The sequence below is a fragment of the Streptomyces sp. Q6 genome, assembly GCF_036967205.1.
GTDB lineage: Bacteria > Actinomycetota > Actinomycetes > Streptomycetales > Streptomycetaceae > Streptomyces > Streptomyces citrinus.
The window spans coordinates 3,149,477-3,169,673 of sequence record NZ_CP146022.1 but is presented as its reverse complement, the minus strand read 5'-3'; the positions used below and the strand labels follow the sequence as shown (position 1 = coordinate 3,169,673).

The following is a 20,197-nucleotide window of genomic DNA, read 5'->3' as shown; positions in this document are numbered from 1 at the left end:
GGATGGCGTACGGTGCCGCCCATGGCAAGTGTGCTCGTGGTCGAGGACGACCAGTTCGTACGCTCAGCCCTCATCCGGCACCTGACCGACGCGGCGCACACCGTGCGCAGTGTCGGCACGGCCCTGGAGGCGCTGCGCGAGGTCGCCCATCTCCGGTTCGACGTGGTCATCCTCGACCTCGGTCTGCCCGATCTGGACGGGGCCGAGGCGCTGAAGATGCTCCGTGGGATCACCGACGTACCCGTGATCATCGCCACGGCGCGGGACGACGAGGCGGAGATCGTGCGGCTGCTCAACGACGGCGCCGACGACTACCTGACCAAGCCGTTCTCGCCCGAGCACCTGTCCGCCCGGATGGCCGCCGTGCTGCGGCGCTCGCGGGGGAGCGCGGCCGCCGAACCGCCGTCCCGGGTCATCCGCGTCGGCGGCCTGGCCATCGACCCGCTGCGCCGGCAGGCCGAGCTGGACGGCGCGCGGCTCGACCTGACCCGCCGCGAGTTCGACCTGCTGACCTTCCTCGCCGGCCGGCCGGGTGTCGTCGTCCCCCGCAAGGAACTGCTCGCCGAGGTCTGGCAGCAGAGCTACGGGGACGACCAGACCATCGACGTCCATCTGTCGTGGCTGCGGCGGAAGCTGGGCGAGACGGCCGCGCGGCCGCGCTATCTGCACACCTTGCGCGGTGTCGGCGTGAAGCTGGAACCGCCGAGGTGGGAGCCCTCGCCATGAGGTGGGCGCTCGTCAGGGTCTGTCTGGCCGTGACGACCATGGTGGTCGTCGCGTTCGCGATCCCGCTCGGACTCGTCATCAAGGAGATGGCGCGCGACCGGGCGTTCTCGAACGCCGAGCGGACCGCGACCGCCATCGGGCCGACGCTGTCCATCACCACCGACCGCGACCAGCTCGTCCGCGCCCTCGCCACCGCGCAGGCCGGCGACGACGAGCGGATGTCCGTGTACGTCCCGGCCGGCGGCGGCGACCCGGCGATCCGGCTCGGCGAGCAGCGGGTCGACGACGGACAGCTGCGCATCGCGCGGGCGACCGTCGCGGACGTGCCGGGCGGCTCCGTGTGGCTCCAGCCGATCGCGGTGAGCACCGGGATCGCCGTCGTCGGCGTGTACGTCCCCGAGGCCGAGGTCACCAACGGAGTGACGACGGCGTGGGTCGTCCTCGCGGGCGTCGGGATCGCGCTCGTCATCGGCTCCGTGGCGGTCGCGGACCGGCTCGGCGTCCGGATGGTGCAGCCGGCCCAGCGGCTGGTGGGCGCGGCGCACGAACTGGGGGAGGGCCGGCTCGGCGCGCGCGTGCCCGAGGACGGGCCCACCGAACTGCGCCTGGCCGCCGTCGCGTTCAACTCCATGGCCGATCAGGTCGTGCAACTGCTGGCCAATGAGCGGGAGTTGGCGGCCGACCTGTCGCACCGGCTGCGGACCCCGCTGACTGTGCTCCGGCTCAACGCCGCCTCGCTCGGCGACGGTCCCGCCGCCGAGCAGACCCGCGTCGCCGTCGAGCAGCTGGAGCGTGAGGTCGACACCATCATCCGTACGGCCAGGGACGCCAAGCCCCGGACCGCCGCCGCGGGGCCGGGCGCCGGCTGCGACGCCGCCGAGGTCATCCGTGAGCGGATGGACTTCTGGTCGGCGCTCGCCGAGGACGAGGGGCGCAAGGTGCGGGTCGCCGGGATCGACCGGCCGGTACGGATCCCCGTCGCGCGGGGCGATCTGGTGGCCGCCCTCGACGCGCTGCTCGGCAACGTCTTCCGGCACACCCCCGAGGGCACCGCCTTCGCGGTCGACGTGCACAGCGGCGAGGACGCCGTGATCGTGCTCGTCTCGGACGCGGGGCCCGGCATCGTCGACCCGGAGGCCGCGATGGCCCGCGGCCGGGGCTCGGGCGGCGAGGGCAAGGTCGGCTCGACCGGACTGGGCCTCGACATCGTGCGCCGCCTCGCCGAGTCGACCGGCGGCGACGTACGGATCGGCTCGTCCGTGCTCGGCGGCACCGAGGTGCGGATCTGGGTGCAGACCGACCAGCGGGCCGGGCGCGCCCCGGGCGAGGGGCGCCGGGGACGCGGACATCGGGGCCGGGAACGTAAAGGATTGGTCTCTACCTTTAATCGCTCCCGATCCCTCCCTTAAGTCAACCCTAAGATCCTCAACGCCCTTCCCGCTTGCCCGAATTGACGGGTTCCGGATCGCTAGCGTGCTGCCGCGCCCTCCCCCCAGGGCACCCACCCCCAGTACAGCTAAGGCAGGCACGCGATGAGCAGCACGCACCGGCGCAGGATCAGTGGCAGGAACAAGGCGATAGGCGGCGTCGTCGCCGCGGCCGTCGTGGGCGGCGGCGCCTTCCTGTTCGCGTCGAGCGCGTCGGCGGCCTCGGTCGGCGCCGCGTACACCAGGACCAGCAGCTGGTCCGGCGGCTACACCGGGCAGTACGTCGTCACGAACGACACGGACACGGTCCGGTCCGACTGGACCCTGGAGTTCGACCTGCCCTCGGGCACCCGGCTCAGCTCGCTGTGGAACGCCGAGTCGACGACCGACGGGCAGCACGTCACCGTGAAGCCCGCCTCCTGGGACAAGGAGGGCATCGCCGCCGGCAAGTCCGTCACCGTCGGCTTCGTGGTGTCCGGCGACGCCGACCCGACCGGCTGTCTGATCGACGACACCGCGTGCTCGGTGGACGACGCCGCGACCCCGGAGCCGTCCGGGCGCCCGACCGGATCGGCCACCCCGACGCCCACGGCCTCCGCCACCCCGAAGCCCAGCGGGACGACGACGGCGAGCCCGTCCGCCTCCGCCACGTCCGGCACGGGCACGGGCTCCGGCTCGGCCGCGAGTGCCGGCTTCGCGCCGTACGTGGACACGTCGCTGTACCCGAAGTTCGACCTGGTCGCCTCGTCCAAGGCCACCGGCGTCAAGGAGTACAACCTCGCCTTCATCACCTCCGGCGGCTCCTGCACCCCCAAGTGGGGCGGCGTCACCGATCTCGGCAGCGACGAAGTCGCCGCGCAGATCGGCGCCTTGAGGTCCGCGGGCGGCGACGTCCGGGTCTCCTTCGGCGGCGCGTCCGGCACCGAGCTGGCGCAGGCCTGCTCGTCGGCGTCCGAGCTGGCGGCGGCGTACCAGAAGGTCATCGACCAGTTCAAGCTCACCAAGGTCGACTTCGACGTCGAGGGCGGCGCGCTGCCGGACACCGCCGCGAACACGAAGCGGGCGCAGGCCATCGCCACGCTCCAGAAGAACAACCCGGAGCTCAATGTCTCCTTCACGCTGCCCGTCATGCCCGAGGGCCTCACCTCGGACGGCGTGAACTTCCTGAAGAACGCGAAGGAGAACGACGTCTCCACCGACCTCGTCAACATCATGGCGATGGACTACGGGGCCTCGTACAGCGGCGACATGGGCACCTACGCCGAGCAGGCGGCCACCGCCACGCAGGCGCAGATCAAGTCGGCCCTCGGCCTGTCCGACGCGGCCGCGTGGAAGGCCGTCGCGATCACCCCGATGATCGGCGTCAACGACGTCGCGTCCGAGGTCTTCAAGGTCGAGGACGCCACGCAGCTCGTCTCGTTCGCCAAGGCCAAGGGTCTCGGCGGCCTGTCGATGTGGTCCGCGACCCGCGACAAGCAGTGCGAGGGCGGCGCCTCCAACGCGGCGCAGCCGACCTGCTCCTCCATCGAGCAGGGCGCGAACGCCTTCCAGAAGGCGTTCGCGTCCTTCAGCTAGAGGGCCCGCGGGTCCTCTGGATCAACGGGGTCCACGCCCCCCGGCCGGTCGTTCGCTCCCCCCACCCGGCCGGGGGTCGTGGTGTGCGGTGCCGTCAGCCCTTCGACGCCCGCCACTCCTCCGCGTAGTCGTTGAAGATCGCCCGCAGGTGGTGGCCGATCTTCAGGTAGTCCAGGTCGTCGAGGTTGGCGAGCGAGACGCGCACCGACCACTCGGGACCCTCGAAGCCGCCGCCGTTCAGGAGCACGACGCCCGTCTGCCGGGCGAGGCGGAACAGCGGGTCGATGGGCTCGTAGGTCTTCTGCAGATACGCCGCGAACTCCTCGCCGTGCTCCAGCTGCGCCTGCGCCAGCAGGTCGAGCTCGATGTAGTAGCCGGCCCGGTGCGCGTCCTCCGCGATCTTCATCTGCGAGCCCTCCAGGAGGAGTTGGAGGCGCTGCTGCACGATGGCGCGGATCCGGCGCTTGTACTCCTGGCCCTCGTCGAGCATGTCGAAGAGCGAGAACATGGCGAGCATGACCTGCTGGGGGAGCGAGAGTCCCGCCGTGTGGTTGAGGGCGACCTGTCGGGAGTCCGCGACCAGCCGGTCGATGAACTTGATCTTCTCGGGCTCCAGCGTGAGCGAGCCGTACCGCTTGTTCAGGCGGTCCTTCTCGTCCTGCGGGAGCGCGGCGATGCGCTCGTCGATGACGTTGTCGTCGTGCAGCCCGATGACACCGAGCCGCCAGCCGGTGCAGCCGTAGTGCTTCGAGTACGAGTACACGAGCAGCGTGTTGCGGGGGATGTCGGCGGCGACCGAGCGGAAGCCCTCCACGAACGTGCCGTACACGTCGTCCGTGACGATGAGCAGGTTCGGGTTCTTCGTCGCGACGATGTTCTTCAGCTGGTCCGCGACCCGCTGCGACAGCGCGAGCGAGGGCGGGTTGGAGGGGTTGACCAGGCAGACCAGCTTGATCTCCGGGTCCTCCAGCTTGGCGACCTCCTCCTCCGGATAGCGCCACTCGCGGACCCCCGTCTCGGCGAACATGCTCGCCTCGACGTACGTCACGTCGAACTCGTACGTGTCGAGCTCGGGGATCTCGATGTACGGCGTGAAGACCGGCACCATGAGGGCGATCTTGTCGCCCTTCTTCAGCAGCCCGTTCTTCATGAGCGAGTCGAAGATGTAGCACATGGCGGCGGTGCCGCCCTCGGTCGCGAAGTACGAGATGTCACCGGCCGGCGGCCGCTTGTCGAACATCTCGTCCGCGACGTACCCGCGCACGATCTCCTGGACGTGCGTCAGGATGCGGTCCGGCACCGGGTAGTTGTCGCCGATCGAGCTGTCCGTCAGCTCGTGCACGAAGTCGTCCTTGTCGAACCCGAAGCGCTGGATGCCGAGCTGGACGCACTGCGCGAGCAGTTCGATGCCGGGCATGTCGGGGTGGCGGCGCACGAACGTGTCGAAGCGCTCGTACGAGCCCTTCAGCTCGGGCATGCCGCCGAGGTTGTCGGCCGTCCACACGCGGCGCGACTCCTCCAGGGCGAAGTGGCCGAGCGCGTAGAACGCCTCACGGGGGCCGGTGGCCACCCAGTTCGGGTTGCCGCGGCCCGCGTTGAGCATCTGGACGCTGGAGGTGCCCTTCTGGCCGGGCTTGTCGGCCTGCGCCTCCTTGGCGAGGTCGATGAAGATGTTCTTCAGCTCGAACGGGGAGAGCTGGGCGTACTGCTGGATCTGTTCGCGGGTCAGGGTCGTCTTGGGCATGGCTCTTCCTTAGGGCGGGGGAGGTCAGTGCTGGAGGAGGACGATGACGGCGCCCCAGATGGTCAGCAGGACGTTGCCGACGGCGTACGGGATCGTGTAGCCGAGCGTCGGGACCTGGGACCGGGAGGCTTCGTTGATCGCGCCGATGGCCGCGGTGGTGGTCTGGCCGCCGGCCAGGACGCCCATCAGGATCGGGAAGCGGATCTTCTGCACGTAGTGGCCGAAGAGGAAGCCGATGATCAGCGGGATGACGGTGGCGACCGCGCCGAAGATCAGCAGGCCCCAGCCCGCTTCCGACAGACCCGAGGTGAAGCTCGGACCCGCGTTGATGCCGACGATCGCGACGAACATGCACAGGCCGAGCGTGTCCATGAACCACTGGGCGCCGGGCGGCACGTTGCCGTACGTCGGGTACCTGCCGCGGATCCAGCCGAAGACCAGGCCCATGATGAGCGCGCCGCCCGAGGTGGACAGCGAGATCGGGACGCCGGAGACGGTGAGCGCGGGGATGCCGAGGCAGCCGCCGAGGAAGATGCCGAGGCCGACCCAGATCATGTCGGTCGCGAACGAGGTGGGGACCGGCTTGCCGATCTCCTTGCCCGCCGGGTCCACGAGCCGCTTGGGCCCGGTGAGGATGAGCGTGTCACCCCGCTCGATCTTCGTGGAGAGGCGGTACGGGAACTCGGCGCCCGAGCGGTAGATCTTCTCGATGTAGACGCCGACCATGAACGGCTCGCGCCGCAACTCCGCGACGGTCTTGCCCAGTTGGGCCTTCTCCGACGCGACGACGTGCAGCGACTCGGTCTGGTAGCCGAGGAGTTCGACGTCGTCGGTCTCCATGCCGATGTGCGTACGGGCGTCGTAGTCGACGAGGGAGCCGCGCAGCGCGCTCAGCGCCACGACATCGCCCTCGCGCAGCACCGTCTGCTGGGTGTGGTCGATGATCGCCCCGTCGCGGCGGACCCGCGTGAGGTAGATGCGGTGACCGAGCTGCTGCTGTTGCTGCTCGAAGTCCTCGATCGTGCGGCCGACGATGTCGGGGCGCTGGATCGTGTAGGCCCGCAGCACGACCTCGTAGTAGCCCTCGTGGAGGTCGGGGTCGTCGTCCGGGGCGTCCAGCTCCTTCGCCATGATGGCCGATTCGGCGGCGAGGTCCTTCTTGTAGATCTTCGGCAGGATGTTGGCGAGCAGCATCGCGCACAGGATCGTGCCCAGCGGATACGTCACGGCGTAGCCGATGGCGACGAGGTTCTCCTCGTTCTTGGCCGCGCCCGACGACAGGCCGGGCAGGGTGCCGATGGCGTCCTGCGCGACACCGATGACGGCGGACTGGGTGAGCGCCCCGCCGAGGAGTCCGGCCGACAGACCGGGGCCGTAGCCGAGCATCGACGCGAACAGCCAGCACACCAGCAGGCCGGTCACACACACGACGATGGCGTTCAGGACCTGCGGCAGGCCGTCCTTCTTCAGACCGCGGAAGAACTGCGGACCGACCTTGTAGCCCAGGGCGAACAGGAACATGATGAAGAACAGGCTCTTCACCGTGCCGTCGATCTGGACCTTGGACCAGGAGCCGAGCAGCAGCCCCGCGACCAGACAGCCGGTGACGGCGCCCAGCGCGATGGCCTTGTAGCGGATCTTCCCGAGCAGGAACCCGAAGGCGACGGTGATGAACACCAGAAGCTCCGGATACGGCTGGAAGATGTTCCGATTGAGGAAGTCGATCATCTCGCGGACCGTCCTCTCAGTGTCCGAGTACGCCGACGAGCACGGGGCCCGTCAGGGGGAGCAGGAAGTTGGAGAGGGCGTAGGTGATCGTGTAGCCGAGCATCGGCACCGACGACTGCGCCACCTGGGTGACGGCGGTGATCGCGGGGGTCGAACACTGCTGTCCCGCGATGGCGCCGATGAGGAGCGGTTTCTCGATCTTGAGGAGCTTGCGTCCGACGACCAGTGAGAGCGTCGCGGGGACCAGCACCATCGCGATCCCGGCGAACGGCAGCAGCGCCCCGTACTCCTTGAGGAGCGGCCAGGCCTGCGGCCCCGACACCAGACCCGTGCAGGCGATGAAGACCGCGAGGCCCATGTCCTTGATGGTCGAGGCGGCCTGCGGCGGGAACGCGCCGAAGGTCTGCGACCGGGAGCGGAACCAGCCGAAGAGCAGCCCCGAGATCAGACAGCCACCGCCCGTGCCGAGCGACAGCGGCACGTCGCCGAACTTCACGACGATCTGCCCCAGCAGGGAACCGGCCGCGATGCCGAGCCCGAGGTAGATGAAGTCGGTGGCGTCGTTCTTGACGACCGAGCCGATCTTCGCGACCAGCTTGTTGAGCCCCGAACGGGCACCCACCAGGGTGAGGACGTCGCCGCGGTGCAGGACCGTGTCGCCGGTGGCGGGCAGGTCGTTGTCGCCGCGCGTGATGTCGGTGACGTAGACGCCGTCCCGGTGGAACTCGGGGTTCGCCTTCTGGAGCGCGTCCACCGTCATGCCGTCGAGCGACTTGTCGGTGATCGACACCTCACGGCTGGCCAGCGGCGAGTCGAGGCCGGGCACGCCCGGCGTCTCGGGCCCGATCAGGCGGCCCGCGTCGATGACGTTGGCCCGGCGGCCGACGAGCAGCACCAGGTCCGACAGAGTGAGTTCCAGCTCCGGGGTGACGTCGAGGATCCTGCTGCCGCGCTTGACGGACTCGATCGTGATCCGGTCGTCGAGACCCGTCTGGAGATCCCCGACCGTCCGGCCGTCGGCGGTGGTCACCAGGTACGTACGGCCCACCATGCCGGGCAGGGCGGGCCGCTCGTCCGCCTCCAGGCTGCCGCGGCTGCGCGTGCGCTCCCACAGCTCACGGGCGGCGTCGCGCAGGTTGATCCGCAGCAGCATCGGCATGATCTGGCTCGTGTAGAGCACGATCGTGATCAGGCCGAACAGGTAGCAGACCGTGTACGCGGTGGCGACGTTGCCCTGGTACTCGGAGATCTGCGCGGCGGTCAGGTTCGTCAGCTTGCCGATGGACTCGGTCGCCGTACCCACCACGGCCGACTCGGTGGCCGCACCGGCCAGGATGCCGGAGGCGGTACCGACGTCGAGGTCGAACCACTTGGCGAGTCCGAAGGCGATGCCGAGGACGCAGACCAGCTCGATGCCGCACAGCACGAAGAAGCGCAGCGACTTCTTGTTGAGGTTGCGGAAGAACTGCGGCCCGGCCATGTAGCCGAGCGCGAAGATGAACAGCGCGAAGAACACCGTCTTCACGTCGTCGGAGACCTCGGCCTTGGTCCAGGCGCCGAGGAGCAGCGAGACGATCAGGGTGCCGCAGATGCCGCCCAGCGTCAGCGGCCCCACACGCAGCTTCCCGACGAGGTAGCCGAGTGCGAGGCTCGCGAACAGGACGAGTTCGGGGTGGTCCTTGAGTACGCCCATGGCGCCTCAGAACTGCTCAAAAATGGCGATATCTGGCATAGCCGAAAAATAAGGGCCGGTACGTCACCTCGCCACGCGACGTACCGGCCCTCCCCCGGCTACTCGGCGGCGGGCAGACCGCCGCTGCGCGCGACCTGGGAGTACCAGACGGCGCTGGACTTGGGGATACGGGCCTGCGTCTCGTAGTCGACGTAGACCGCGCCGAACCGCTTTCCGTACCCGTACGCCCACTCGAAGTTGTCGAGCAGCGACCACAGGAAGTACCCGCGCACATCGGCGCCCCGGTCGATCGCCTCATGGATCGCGGCGAGGTGGAGGTGCAGGTAGCGGACCCGCTCCGGGTCGTGCACCTGGCCGTCGGCGCCGACGACGTCGTCGTAGGCGGCGCCGTTCTCCGTCACGTACAGCGGCACGCCCGGGGCCTGCGCCGTGTAGTCGAGCAGCAGATCGGTGAGACCCGTCGGGTCCACCGGCCAGTTCATGGCGGTGACCTCGTGGTTCGCGTGGTGGAAGGCGACGTCGTCGGAGGCCGGCCAGGGGGAGTGCTCGCTCGCGCCGTGCCCGTCGAGGCGCGGCCCGTCCTGCTCCGGACGGGCGGCCGAGACGACGGCCGGCGTGTAGTAGTTCAGGCCGATGAAGTCGAGCGGCTGGTGCGCGACGGCGGTGTCCCCGTCCTTCACGAACGACCAGTCGGTCAGGCGCGCCGTGTCGTCGATCAGGTCCTGCGGGTAGGCGCCCTTGAGCAGCGGCCCGGTGAAGACGCGGTTGGCGAGGGCGTCGATCCGGCGCTTCGCGTCCAGGTCGGCGGGGGCGTCGGTGAGCGCCCGCACCACGCTCGGGTTGAGGCTGATCCCGATGTCCGCGCGGGCCGGCAGCACGTCGCGCAGCGCCTGCGTGGCGAGGCCGTGCCCGAGGTTGAGGTGGTGCGCGGCACGCAGCGCGGCGGCCGGGTCGGTGCGGCCCGGGGCGTGCACACCGGAGCTGTAGCCGAGGAAGGCGCTGCACCAGGGCTCGTTGAGGGTCACCCACTGCTCGACACGGTCGCCGAGCGCCTCGCCGACGATCCCCGCGTACTCCGCGAACCGGTGCGCGGTGTCCCGCTCGGGCCAGCCGCCCGCGCTCTCCAGCTCCTGCGGCAGGTCCCAGTGGTAGAGGGTCACCACGGGCTTGATCCCGTGCCCGAGCAGCTCGTCGACGAGCCCCCGGTAGAAGTCGAGCCCGCGCTGCACGGCGGGCCCGCGCCCGGTGGGCTGCACCCGCGGCCACGCCACGGAGAAGCGGTACGCGGTCAGACCCAGGTCCGCCATGAGCCGTACGTCGTCGCGCCACCGGTGGTAGTGGTCGACGGCGACGTCCCCGGTGTCGCCGTTGTGCACCTTCCCCGGAGTGTGGCTGAACGTGTCCCAGATCGAGGGCGTCCGCCCGTCCTCCGCCACCGCACCCTCGATCTGGTACGCGGCGGTGGCCGACCCCCACAGAAACCCTGCGGGGAAGCGGGTGAGCGAGGTGGGGGCCGTGGTGGTGGCGGTGCCCGTGCTGTTGGTCGTGGTCATAGGAGCGCTCCCAAGGGGTGTGCGGAGAGGATGAGTTGGGGGTGGGAGGGGTGTGGCGTGTCCGGGGGTGTGCGCCGATGCGCCGCGGGGCGTGCGGTTCCTGGGCGGCTGCGGGCCGTGTGTGGCTGGTCGCGCAGTTCCCCGCGCCCTGAGACGCGCACCTTCGGTGCGGCATCTCATCGATGAAGGCAAGCGGCGAGGCCGCAAGCCGTCAGGGGCGCGGGGCTGTGTCGATACGCGGCTCCGCCGCGGGGCGCGACCAGCCACACACGGCCCGCAGCCGCGGTACCCACGCGCGCTCGCGGCGCGCCCGCGCACACCGGCCCACCGGCGAGCCCGCAGCACCCCCCTCCGGCGCTGCGGAACCGCCGGTCCGACGGGTCCCGGGGACTACCCCTTGACGGCGCCCTGCATGATGCCGCCCACGATCTGCTTGCCGAACAGCAGGAACGCGATGAGCAGCGGCAGCGTCCCGAGCAACGCACCGGCCATGATCACCGAGTCGTCGGGGATGTAGCCGGTGCCCAACTGGTTCAGGGCGACCTGGACCGTCGGGTTCTCGGCGTTGAGCGCGATGATCGGCCACAGGAAGTCGTTCCAGGCCATGACGAACGTCAGGAGTCCGAGCACGGCCATCGCCGGACGCGCCGCCGGGAAGACGACGTGCCACACGACCCGCAGACTGCTCGCCCCGTCGACCCGCGCGGCCTCGATGAGCTCGCTCGGCAGCGCCCCCACCAGGTACTGCCGCATGAAGAACGTACCGAAGGCGCTGACCAGGGTCGGCAGGATGACCGTCTGCAACTGGTTGGCCCAGCCGAGGTCCGACATCCACAGGTACAGCGGGACGACCGCGAGCTGCGGCGGCACCATCATCGTGCCGATGGTGAGCAGGAGCAGCAGGCTGGAGAACCTGAACTGCAGCTTGGCGAAGGCGAATCCGGCCAGCGTGGAGAAGAGCACCGTGCCGACCGTGATGGCGGACGCCACGAGGATCGTGTTGACCATCGCGGTCCCCATGCCCGCCTCGTTCCACGCCCGTTCGAGGTTCTTGAACAGGTTGCCGCCGATCCAGAACGGCGGCGGGGTCTGCGCGAGCCGCGCGTTGGTGCGCGAGGCCGCGACCACAGTCCACAGCAGCGGGGCCAGCGACACCGCGGCGAACAGGGCCAGGACGACGTACGTGACAGGGCCCGCGTGCAGGTGCTTGCCCGCGCCCATCACCCGCCGCCGGCCGCGACGGCCCTGCGCGTCCGGCGGGGCCACCTGAGGCAACGTCACATCAGTGGTGGTCATTGGGACTTCCTCAGCCGTCGGGAGATCAGCATGTTGATCGCGGCGATGACCAGCAGGATCAGGAACATCGACCAGGCGATGGCGGAGGCCTTGCCCAGGTTGCCGATCATCCAGCCCTGGTCGTACATGTACAGACCGAGCGTCTGGTACTGGTGCTCGGACCCGCCCTTGGAGCCGCTGACGCCACCGAACAGCAGGGGCTCGCCGAACAGTTGGGTCGCGCCGATGGTCGAGACGACCACGGTGAACAGGATCGTCGGACGCAGCATCGGGATGGTCACGTGCCGGAACTGCTGCCAGCGGTTGGCGCCGTCGAGCGCCGCCGACTCGTACAGGTCCGCCGGAATGGCCTGCATCGCGGCGAGGTAGATCAGCGCGTTGTAACCGGTCCACCGCCAGATCACGATCGAGGAGATCGCGAACTGTGAACCCCAGTCGGATTCCTTCCAGTTGACCGGGTCGAGACCGACCAGGTCGAACGCCCAGTTGATCATGCCGTTCTCGGGCTGGTACAGCAGCGCGAAGACCAGCGTCGCCGCCGCCACCGAGGTCGCGTACGGGGTGAGCATCACGACGCGCCACAAGGTCGAGCCGCGCAGCCGGTAGTTGAGCATGTGCGCGAGCCAGATCGCGACCGCCAGCTGCGGCACGGTCGACAGCAGACCGATGCTGAACGTGTTGCGCAGGGCGTTCCAGAAGAAGTCCGACGCGAACAGGTTCGTGTAGTTGTCGAGGCCGGCCCAGGTCTGTGTGTCCAGGGAGGACAGCTGCACGTTGTGCAGCGAGTACCAGGCCGTGTAGAGCAGCGGCACCAGCGAGAAGGCGCCGAAGATGATGAAGAACGGGGAGATGAACGCGTACGGCGACGCCTTCATGTCCCAGCGGTACAGCCGGCTGCGCCACGAGTCAGGAGCCTTGGCCGTACCGCGACCGTGAGTACCGCGGGCCGCGCCCTCCTTGTCGGAGGGCGCGGCTTCGGCACTCGACGCGGACTGCGCGAGAGCCTCTTTTGACACGGTCACTGTCCGAGCACGTCCTTGACTTCCTTGGACGCCGCGTCCCAGCCCTGCTCGGGCGACTTGCCCTTCTGCTCGACCTGGAGGATGCCGATGTCAGTGATCGCGGTGTTGATCGGCTGGTCCTTGATGCCGAAGTACTGCGACGGGATGGTCTTCGCCGAGTCGGAGAAGATCTGCGTCAGCGGAGCGTCCGAGAAGTACGCGGCCGTCTCGGCCTTCGGCTTCAGCGACCCGTACGCGGACGGCGTCGAGGGGAAGCTGGCCTGCTTCGCGAAGACCTTCGCCTGCTGCTCGGGGGCGGTCAGCCACTTCGTGAAGGCGATGGCCTCCTTCTGGTGCTTGCTCGCCGTCGGCACACCGAGGAACGAGCCGCCCCAGTTGGCCGCGGTCGGCGCCGCCGCCACGTCCCACTTGCCGGAACCGGCCTTGCCGGACTTCTCCTGGATGTAGCCGATCATCCACGCGGGGCAGGCGACGCTGGCGAACGTGCCGTTCGCGTAACCCTGGTCCCACGCCTTGTCGAACTGCTTCAGCTTCGCCGACATGTCACTGGTCGCCACCTCCATGGCGACGTCCCAGGACTTCTTCACACCCTCGGACTTGTCCCAGTCGACGGTGGTCTCGTCCTTGTAGTAGCGCTCGGACTCGCCACCGAGGGCCGCGTTGTAGACGGAGGACGCCGAGTCCACGAACTTGGTGCCCTTGGGCGCCTTCTTCATGTAGTCCTTGCCCAGGGCGACGTACTTGCTCCAGTCGCCCTTCCACTGCTCGGCGAGCTTGGCGCGGTCCGTCTCCAGACCGGCCTTCTTGAACAGGTCCTTGCGGTAGCAGATCGCCATCGGACCGATGTCCGTGCCGAGCCCTATGGTCTTGCCGTCCTTGGTGGTGGCCTGCTTCAGCTTCCAGTCCAGCCACTGGGACTTGTCGACCTCCTTGCCCAGGTCGACGAACTTGGAGGCCTGCGTCTGCACCGCGTCGGTGATGTTGCCGATCTCGATGGCCTGCACGTCGTCGGTGCCGGAACCGGCCTGGAGACGGGTGACCGTCTTGGGCCAGTAGACGTCCGTGCGGGTGGTGACGTTCTCCTTGACGGTGATGTCCGGGTGGAGCTTCATGTACTCGTCGTACAGCCCCGCCTGCTTGTACCCGAAGGTGCCGAAGGTGCCGATGGTGAGGGTGGTCTTGCCACCGCCGCCGGCGCCTCCGCTCGATCCGCCGTCGGAGCTGTCGTCGTCATCGCTCGCGCAGCCGGCGAGCAGCCCCGTGGCCAGGGCGGCGACGACCGCAAAGGTCATCGCGCGTCGGGACTTTCGGGCAGTCGTGCGCATTGCGTCCTCCAAAGTGCTCAATTGCTCTGAAGTGCCAAACCCCGGCCAACTGCCTGACTGGGCCCGTTCGTTCATGTGCGGCTCGGGCGGGGAACGTGCGGCTTCTGTATGCGTCCACTAGGGTGGGAGCGCTCCCATCCGTGATGTGTTGAAGAGTCGTCGCTCGGCCCATGGGTGTCAAGACACCGGGCAGCGACAAGTTGGTGCGGTTATCGGGCTGTTAGATTCCGCGTGAGACTTGGGGAGGTAGGAGTCATGGCGGCTCGCGGCACTCACAGCAGGCGTCCGACCCTTGAGGAGGTCGCGGCCAGGGCAGGCGTCGGCCGGGGCACGGTCTCCCGGGTGATCAACGGATCCCCCCGGGTCAGCGACCGTACGCGGGCGGCGGTCGAGGAGGCGGTCGCCGAGCTCGGCTACGTACCGAACACGGCGGCGCGGGCCCTCGCGGCCAACCGCACGGACTCCATAGCGGTGGTCGTCCCCGAGGCCGAGTCCCGGTTCTTCTCCGAGCCCTACTTCTCCGGCATGGTCGGCGGTGTCGGCATGGCCCTCGCCGAGACCAACCTGCAGCTTCTGCTGACGTTCGCACGTGGCGAGCGCGAACAGGACCGCCTCGCGGCCTACCTCGCCGCGCACCGCGTGGACGGCGTCCTGCTGGTCTCCGTGCACGCCGACGACCCGCTCGCCGACCGTCTCCTCCAGATGGACATCCCGACCGTGATCAGCGGCCCGCGCTCCGCCGACGAGCCGCTGCCCTCGGTCGACACCGACAACTACGCCGGCGCCCGCTCCGCCGTCGAGCACCTGATCTCCCGCGGCCGCCGCTCCGTCGCCATCATCGCGGGCCCGCTCGACGTCTACGGCGCCCAGCGGCGACTCGCCGGATACGAGGACGAACTGGGCGCGTCCGGATTCGCGTACGACGAGAAACTGGTGGCCTACGGAGACTTCACCGAGGAGGGCGGCCGGCGGTGCATGGCTGATCTTCTTGAACGCAGTCCCGGTCTGGACGCCGTCTTCGCCTGCTCCGACCTGATGGCCTCGGGCGCCCGCCAGGTGCTGCGCGAGGCGGGCCGGCGCATCCCGGACGACGTCGCCCTGGTCGGCTTCGACGACTCCATGATCGCCCGCCACATGGAGCCCGGCCTGACCAGCGTGCGCCAGCCCACCCGGGACATGGGCCGGGCCATGACGGGGCTGCTCCTGGACGAGATCGCGCTCGCCGCCGAGGGCAAGCGCTCCTCGGTCCGCAGGGGCGCGGAGCGGCACCTGGTGCTCCCCACGGAGCTGGTGATACGCGCCTCGTCGTGAGTGACGGGTTCAAGTCCCGCAGCCCTCGGAACACGCCGAAGGCCCCGGTTCTCTCGAACCGGGGCCTTCGACCCTTCAGGGTGAGTGACGGGACTTGAACCCGCGGCCACCTGGACCACAACCAGGTGCTCTACCAACTGAGCTACACCCACCATGTCCGGTCTTTTGTCGTTCTTCCGACCGGCCGAGAAAAAGTGTACAGGGTCCGAAGGGGTGCTCGCGCCCACCTTTTTCCTGGGCTCCGCGGACCCCGTACACAGGGGCGTACGAGGGACTATTCCGCAGGCAGGACGTACTTCGCCGCGATCGACTTCGCGGTGTCGGAGTCCGGGCCCGGCTGCGGGACGAAGACCGCCTCGCGGTAGTAGCGCAGCTCCGCGATGGACTCGCGGATGTCGGCGAGGGCCCGGTGGTTGCCGTTCTTCTCCGGACTGTTGAAGTACGCCCTCGGGTACCAGCGCCGGGCCAGTTCCTTGACCGAGGACACATCGACGATCCGGTAGTGGAGGTACTCCTCCAGCGTCGGCATGTCGCGCAGCAGGAATCCGCGGTCGGTGCCGACCGAGTTCCCGCAGAGCGGGGCCTTGCCCGCGTCCTTGACGTGTTCACGTACGTAGGACAGGACCTGCTCCTCGGCGTCGGCCAGCGTCGTACCGGCTGCCAGCTCGTCGAGGAGGCCCGAGGCGGTGTGCATGGTGCGCACCACCTCGGGCATCTGTTCCAGCGCCTCGTCCGGCGGGCGGATCACGATGTCCACACCGTCGCCGAGTACGTTCAGCTCCGAATCGGTGACCAGTGCGGCCACCTCGATGAGCGCGTCGTTCGCCAGCGAGAGTCCGGTCATCTCGCAGTCGATCCACACCATGCGATCGTTCATGCGGTCAACCCTACGGGTCGGACGTCTCTGCTGGCAGACGACGGCGTCAGCTCGGTGCTCTCCTACGGTGCCGTGCGCGGTCCGGGAAGGCTCGCCCGGCCCGGCGCGAACGCCTCGGAGTGCTGCCCCGCACCCTCCGCGTGCCCGGTCGGCCCCGTGGGCAGCGAGGCCGCGGAGACGCCGAGCGCGGACGCCGCGGCGGTGCGCCGCGACTGGGCCGGGACCGGCCCCGTGCCCGGGGTGTCGGGCCCCTGCACCGGTGCGATCTCGACGGGCTTGTCGGACTTCCCGTTGCTCCCCGGGCTGTCGCCGGACTGCGGCCTGCGCGCGCGGTACGCCGCCCGGTACGCGGCAGGGGACGAGCCCAGCTGGCGCCGGAAGTGTCCGCGCAGCGCGACGGGGGAGCGGAACCCGCAGCGCCCGGCCACCTCGTCGACCGAGTAGTCGGAGGTCTCCAGGAGCCGCTGGGCCTGCAGCACCCGCTGCGTGATCAGCCACTGGAGCGGGGCGGACCCCGTCAGCGACCGGAAGCGGCGGTCGAAGGTGCGGCGGCTCATGTAGGCGCGGGCGGCCAGCGTCTCCACGTCGAACTGCTCGTGGAGGTGCTCCAGGGCCCAGGCGACGACCTCGGCCAGCGGGTCCGCGCCGATCTCCTCGGGTAAAGACCTGTCGAGGTAGCGCTCCTGACCGCCGCTGCGGCGCGGTGGGACCACCAGGCGGCGGGCGAGCGCTCCGGCCGCCTCGTTGCCGTGGTCCGTGCGCACGATGTGCAGGCACAGATCGATTCCGGCCGCGGTGCCGGCGCTGGTGAGCACGTCGCCGTCGTCGACGAAGAGCTCGCGCGGGTCCACGTGGACCGACGGATAGCGCTTGGCGAGCGTCGGCGCGTACATCCAGTGCGTGGTCGCCGGGCGGCCGTCGAGCAGCCCTGCCGCGGCGAGCACGAACGCGCCGGTGCACAGGCCGACGATGCGGGCGCCCTCCTCGTGCGCGCGGCGCAGCGCGTCGAGGGCCTCCTCCGGCGGCGGAGAGGTGATCGAGCGCCAGGCCGGCACGACGACCGTGCCTGCCCGCGCGATCGCCTCCAGGCCGTGCGGTGCGGTGAGTTCGAGTCCCCCCGTGGTCCGCAGCGGTCCCTCTTCGCCGGCGCACACCAGCAACCGGTAACGAGGAACTCCCGCGTCCTGACGGTCGATTCCGAACACGGAGAGCGGAATGGAACTTTCGAAGATGGGTCCGCCGCTGAAGAGCAGCACCGCGACGATCTCTCGCCGCCGCCTGCCTGTCAGCTTGCGAGCCGCCGCCTCCGGCGCAGTGGTGGAGTCGTGGCTCATCCTGCTAAGCCCCCCTCGGTGATCGCGGCTCCCTCAATACTTTGACGGGCTGTTCGCTCCTGCACGTTTCCCCTCGGTCCTGCACGAAGTCCCCCGCCGCCTACTGATCAGACAGTCATGATCGAATCTACTGTGTCCCGTGGTGCCGTCGTGACCAGTTAAAGACCTGGCACATTGTCGACATGGCAACTTGGCGTGAAGCATTCGATCACGAAGCGTTGCACTCACGGGCGTTGCTGGGAAGTGCGCCTCAACTCAGTGGCCGGTCCCCATAGGGTGCACCGGCCTTTTGGGGTCCTTTCGGCCCTGGTGGAACGGGGGTTGGAGGCGCCGAATCGCAAGGGAAGCCACCCTGGGTGAAGTTGGCTGAAAATCTACGGGGTAGTGCGCGGAAACCGGTCAGTCGACCGGCGCACCACGCTCGGTGCGGCGCCCGCCCCTGTGCGCCCCCGAACCGGTCCTGCCGTGCCTGCCACGATGAGGGCAACACTGTTCACTGTGCAACCGTTCGGCGCCGCGTTCGGACTGGCGGAGCAGCACCCGGCAGACCGCGGTCACGGCGGCGAGCCCCAGCGCCGCGCCGGCGGCGCCCGCGGCCGAGCCGCCGTACCAGACGAGTACGAGCGGCACCAGGACGCAGCTGAATGCCGCCCAGCGCATCACATCGCTCACTCCCTCGGAACCCGCGGGTGGCGTGTGTTCGGCGTGAGGGGTCGCTCGGGTGTGCGACTCGGGCGCGCGGGTAGGCGCCGGAACGCTCCGGCGTGCGGTGGTCGTCGGATGGTGCGCCGTGGTCGGTCCGGTCACGGAGTGCTCCCTGGGGCTCCCTGGGTCGTGGCGGTCGGGAGTTCAACGCGCGGCATGCGCTCCGGTCACCCGATCCGGCCTGGACGGGGCCACAAGGGTGCGCAAACCGCCTGTACGGGGCAGCAACCATTGCCATACGGGCGGAGCCTCGTGCATGCTCCCCTGAACGCCCGCCCGTCTCCCACCACCGCCCTTGCACGGCATGCCATGCGCGCATCAGTCATCTTTCACGGCGCACGTACATACAGGCCTGAGCGTGGGCCGGAGTCTGGGCAGAGGAGGAGTGTCGCCGTACCCTTGGGGGTATGGGGTTGGGAAGATGATTCCCGGACACAGCTCCGCCGATCATTTGTCGTCCCCTCATACGAGGCCCACGAGGTACACGCCGAGACACTCATGGCCGGTCACGAATTCTCCGAACCCGAAGGCCGCAAGCGGCAGGTCGCCGATCACACGGTGACCCCCCAGGCGGCGGAAGAAACACGTCACGCCTGCGATCCCGCGTTCAAGCACGGTGTCGTCGTCGGCTTCGACGGCTCCATGTCGAGCGAGCGCGCCCTGGCCTACGCGATCGGCATGGCCCACCGCTCGGGCTCGGGCCTGATCATCGTCCACGTGGCCAACAGGCTGCCGACGACCGTGTGGGCGGGGTGTGAGCCCCCGGTCTTCGTCGACGTGCCGGACCACAGGACCGAGGTGCTCGGGCTGGAGCTGGCCTGTGCGGAGTACCTGTCCGAGGTGCCCTGGATCCTCGTCGAGCGCGGTGGCGACATCTGCCACGAGCTGGAGGAGGTCGGCCGCGAGTACTCCGCCGACGCCATCGTGGTCGGCTCGACGCACGGGCTCGTGGGGCGGATCTTCGGCTCGGTGGCGGGCCGGCTCGCGCGGCGGGCCCAGCGACCCGTCGTCGTCATTCCGTAACGGGTCTTCGTTCCAGGTGGGACGCGCCTGACGGTTCTTCAACCTGCCTGCGGGGTACGGCCGTTCATTCTCCGGTGCATGCGCGCCCGATGGATAAATCTACTCGTGCGTAGAGGTGGTATGTGCCCTTGTGAAGGGTACATACCGGTCGCCGGAACAGCACGACACCGGCACAGCGACAGCACAGCACCCGCACTTCGCACGAAGGGAGCCCGCTGTGGACAACGACGTCTCCGCGGGAAGCACCTCCACCGTCTCGACTCTCGGCCGACTCGCCCTGGGACTGACCCTGTTGGCCTTCGGCCTCGGGCACACCCAGGTGATCGACGGCGTGACGGCCGCCGACGCCGTCTCTCTCGCCACCTACGTGGGCGGCATCGCCCTCTTCGTCGCCGGTCTGCTCGCCCTGCGCGAGGACGGCTTCACCGGCACGGCGTACGCCGGACTCGGTGCCTTCTGGTTCACCTGGGGCGTCGCCTCCGACGACCCCGTCTCCGCGAACGCCGCGGGGCTCTTCCTGCTCCTCTTCGCGCTGCTCGCGCTGAGCCTGACACTCGGCTCCGGCGGGGCGGGCGTCTTCACGCGGGGCACGTACGCGGCGCTGTTCGTGGCGCTGGTGCTGCTCGCCGTCGCCGCGTTCGGTGACACGGACTCCCTGGCCAAGGTCGGCGGCTGGTTCGCCGCCGCGGGCGGTCTGCTCGCCTGGTACGGGGCCACGGCCTCGATGGCGGGGCTGCCGACCGCGCTGCCCGGTCGTGCTGCCGGCCGGGGGGTGACGGCCGCCGGCTGACAGCCACAGCGGGCCGGGGTAATGGGCGACCCCGGCCCTTCGCGAACGGGTCCCGCGCGCTCGGTGGC

General features: G+C 69.5%; 16 protein-coding genes and 1 tRNA gene. 6 read left to right on the top strand and 11 right to left on the bottom strand.

What is annotated here, in order from left to right:
• Positions 1-21: 21 nt before the first annotated feature.
• The 3 genes from V2W30_RS14690 (at position 22) to V2W30_RS14680 (ending at position 3,728) form a co-directional block, all read left to right on the top strand.
• Positions 22-726: a response regulator transcription factor gene (locus V2W30_RS14690; RefSeq protein WP_338696801.1), complete on the top strand. Its 705-nt coding sequence runs from the start codon at positions 22-24 to the stop codon at positions 724-726.
• Positions 723-2,135, top strand: a complete 1,413-nt coding sequence (locus V2W30_RS14685; RefSeq protein WP_338696800.1) for a HAMP domain-containing sensor histidine kinase — start codon at positions 723-725, stop codon at positions 2,133-2,135. Before V2W30_RS14690 ends, V2W30_RS14685 begins: the two co-directional genes overlap by 4 nt.
• Before the next feature lie 123 nt (positions 2,136-2,258).
• Positions 2,259-3,728: a glycoside hydrolase family 18 protein gene (locus V2W30_RS14680; RefSeq protein ID WP_338696798.1), complete on the top strand. Its 1,470-nt coding sequence runs from the start codon at positions 2,259-2,261 to the stop codon at positions 3,726-3,728.
• Positions 3,729-3,822: 94 nt separating this feature from the next.
• Here the strand turns inward: V2W30_RS14680 and V2W30_RS14675 are convergent, their stop codons facing one another.
• From V2W30_RS14675 to V2W30_RS14645, 7 genes are all read right to left on the bottom strand, one after another.
• Entirely contained in the window at positions 3,823-5,472 is a 1,650-nt protein-coding gene (locus tag V2W30_RS14675; protein ID WP_338696797.1) for a bifunctional aspartate transaminase/aspartate 4-decarboxylase, read from the bottom strand.
• A 24-nt stretch (positions 5,473-5,496) separates the two neighbouring features.
• Positions 5,497-7,200, bottom strand: a complete 1,704-nt coding sequence (aspT, locus tag V2W30_RS14670; RefSeq protein ID WP_338696796.1) for an aspartate-alanine antiporter — start codon at positions 7,198-7,200, stop codon at positions 5,497-5,499.
• Between the two features lie 16 nt (positions 7,201-7,216).
• Entirely contained in the window at positions 7,217-8,893 is a 1,677-nt protein-coding gene (gene aspT / locus V2W30_RS14665) for an aspartate-alanine antiporter (RefSeq protein WP_338696795.1), read from the bottom strand.
• Positions 8,894-8,991: 98 nt separating this feature from the next.
• On the bottom strand, positions 8,992-10,446 hold the full coding sequence (locus V2W30_RS14660) for a GH1 family beta-glucosidase (protein WP_338696793.1): 1,455 nt from the start codon (positions 10,444-10,446) through the stop codon (positions 8,992-8,994).
• Positions 10,447-10,836: 390 nt separating this feature from the next.
• Positions 10,837-11,742 carry a carbohydrate ABC transporter permease gene (locus V2W30_RS14655; RefSeq protein WP_338696791.1) on the bottom strand — a complete coding sequence of 302 codons (906 nt, stop codon included), beginning with the start codon at positions 11,740-11,742 and terminating at the stop codon, positions 10,837-10,839.
• Positions 11,739-12,764: a sugar ABC transporter permease gene (locus V2W30_RS14650; protein WP_338696789.1), complete on the bottom strand. Its 1,026-nt coding sequence runs from the start codon at positions 12,762-12,764 to the stop codon at positions 11,739-11,741. Before V2W30_RS14650 ends, V2W30_RS14655 begins: the two co-directional genes overlap by 4 nt.
• Complete coding sequence (locus V2W30_RS14645) at positions 12,761-14,089, bottom strand: ABC transporter substrate-binding protein (RefSeq protein ID WP_338696787.1); 1,329 nt, start codon at positions 14,087-14,089, stop codon at positions 12,761-12,763. Before V2W30_RS14645 ends, V2W30_RS14650 begins: the two co-directional genes overlap by 4 nt.
• A gap of 255 nt (positions 14,090-14,344) precedes the next feature.
• On the opposite strand from V2W30_RS14645, the gene V2W30_RS14640 reads away from it, so the two are divergent.
• Positions 14,345-15,400: a LacI family DNA-binding transcriptional regulator gene (locus V2W30_RS14640; RefSeq protein ID WP_338696785.1), complete on the top strand. Its 1,056-nt coding sequence runs from the start codon at positions 14,345-14,347 to the stop codon at positions 15,398-15,400.
• A 79-nt stretch (positions 15,401-15,479) separates the two neighbouring features.
• Here the strand turns inward: V2W30_RS14640 and V2W30_RS14635 are convergent.
• The 4 genes from V2W30_RS14635 to V2W30_RS14620 all read right to left on the bottom strand — a co-directional run bounded on the left by V2W30_RS14635 (position 15,480) and on the right by V2W30_RS14620 (position 18,271).
• Positions 15,480-15,552: transfer RNA gene (locus V2W30_RS14635), tRNA-His, on the bottom strand.
• Positions 15,553-15,674: 122 nt separating this feature from the next.
• Positions 15,675-16,277 carry an oligoribonuclease gene (orn, locus tag V2W30_RS14630; RefSeq protein ID WP_338696783.1) on the bottom strand — a complete coding sequence of 201 codons (603 nt, stop codon included), beginning with the start codon at positions 16,275-16,277 and terminating at the stop codon, positions 15,675-15,677.
• A 62-nt stretch (positions 16,278-16,339) separates the two neighbouring features.
• The gene (locus tag V2W30_RS14625; RefSeq protein WP_338696782.1) at positions 16,340-17,611 is read right to left on the bottom strand and encodes a helix-turn-helix domain-containing protein; all 1,272 of its coding nucleotides are present in this window, start codon (positions 17,609-17,611) and stop codon (positions 16,340-16,342) included.
• A gap of 399 nt (positions 17,612-18,010) precedes the next feature.
• Positions 18,011-18,271, bottom strand: a complete 261-nt coding sequence (locus tag V2W30_RS14620) for a hypothetical protein (protein WP_425244539.1) — start codon at positions 18,269-18,271, stop codon at positions 18,011-18,013.
• A gap of 543 nt (positions 18,272-18,814) precedes the next feature.
• Here V2W30_RS14620 and V2W30_RS14615 point away from each other — a divergent pair.
• Together V2W30_RS14615 and V2W30_RS14610 are read left to right on the top strand one after the other, a co-directional pair.
• Entirely contained in the window at positions 18,815-19,339 is a 525-nt protein-coding gene (locus V2W30_RS14615) for a universal stress protein (RefSeq protein WP_338696779.1), read from the top strand.
• 217 nt (positions 19,340-19,556) lie between these two features.
• Positions 19,557-20,129: a GPR1/FUN34/YaaH family transporter gene (locus tag V2W30_RS14610; RefSeq protein WP_338696777.1), complete on the top strand. Its 573-nt coding sequence runs from the start codon at positions 19,557-19,559 to the stop codon at positions 20,127-20,129.
• Positions 20,130-20,197: the final 68 nt, after the last annotated feature.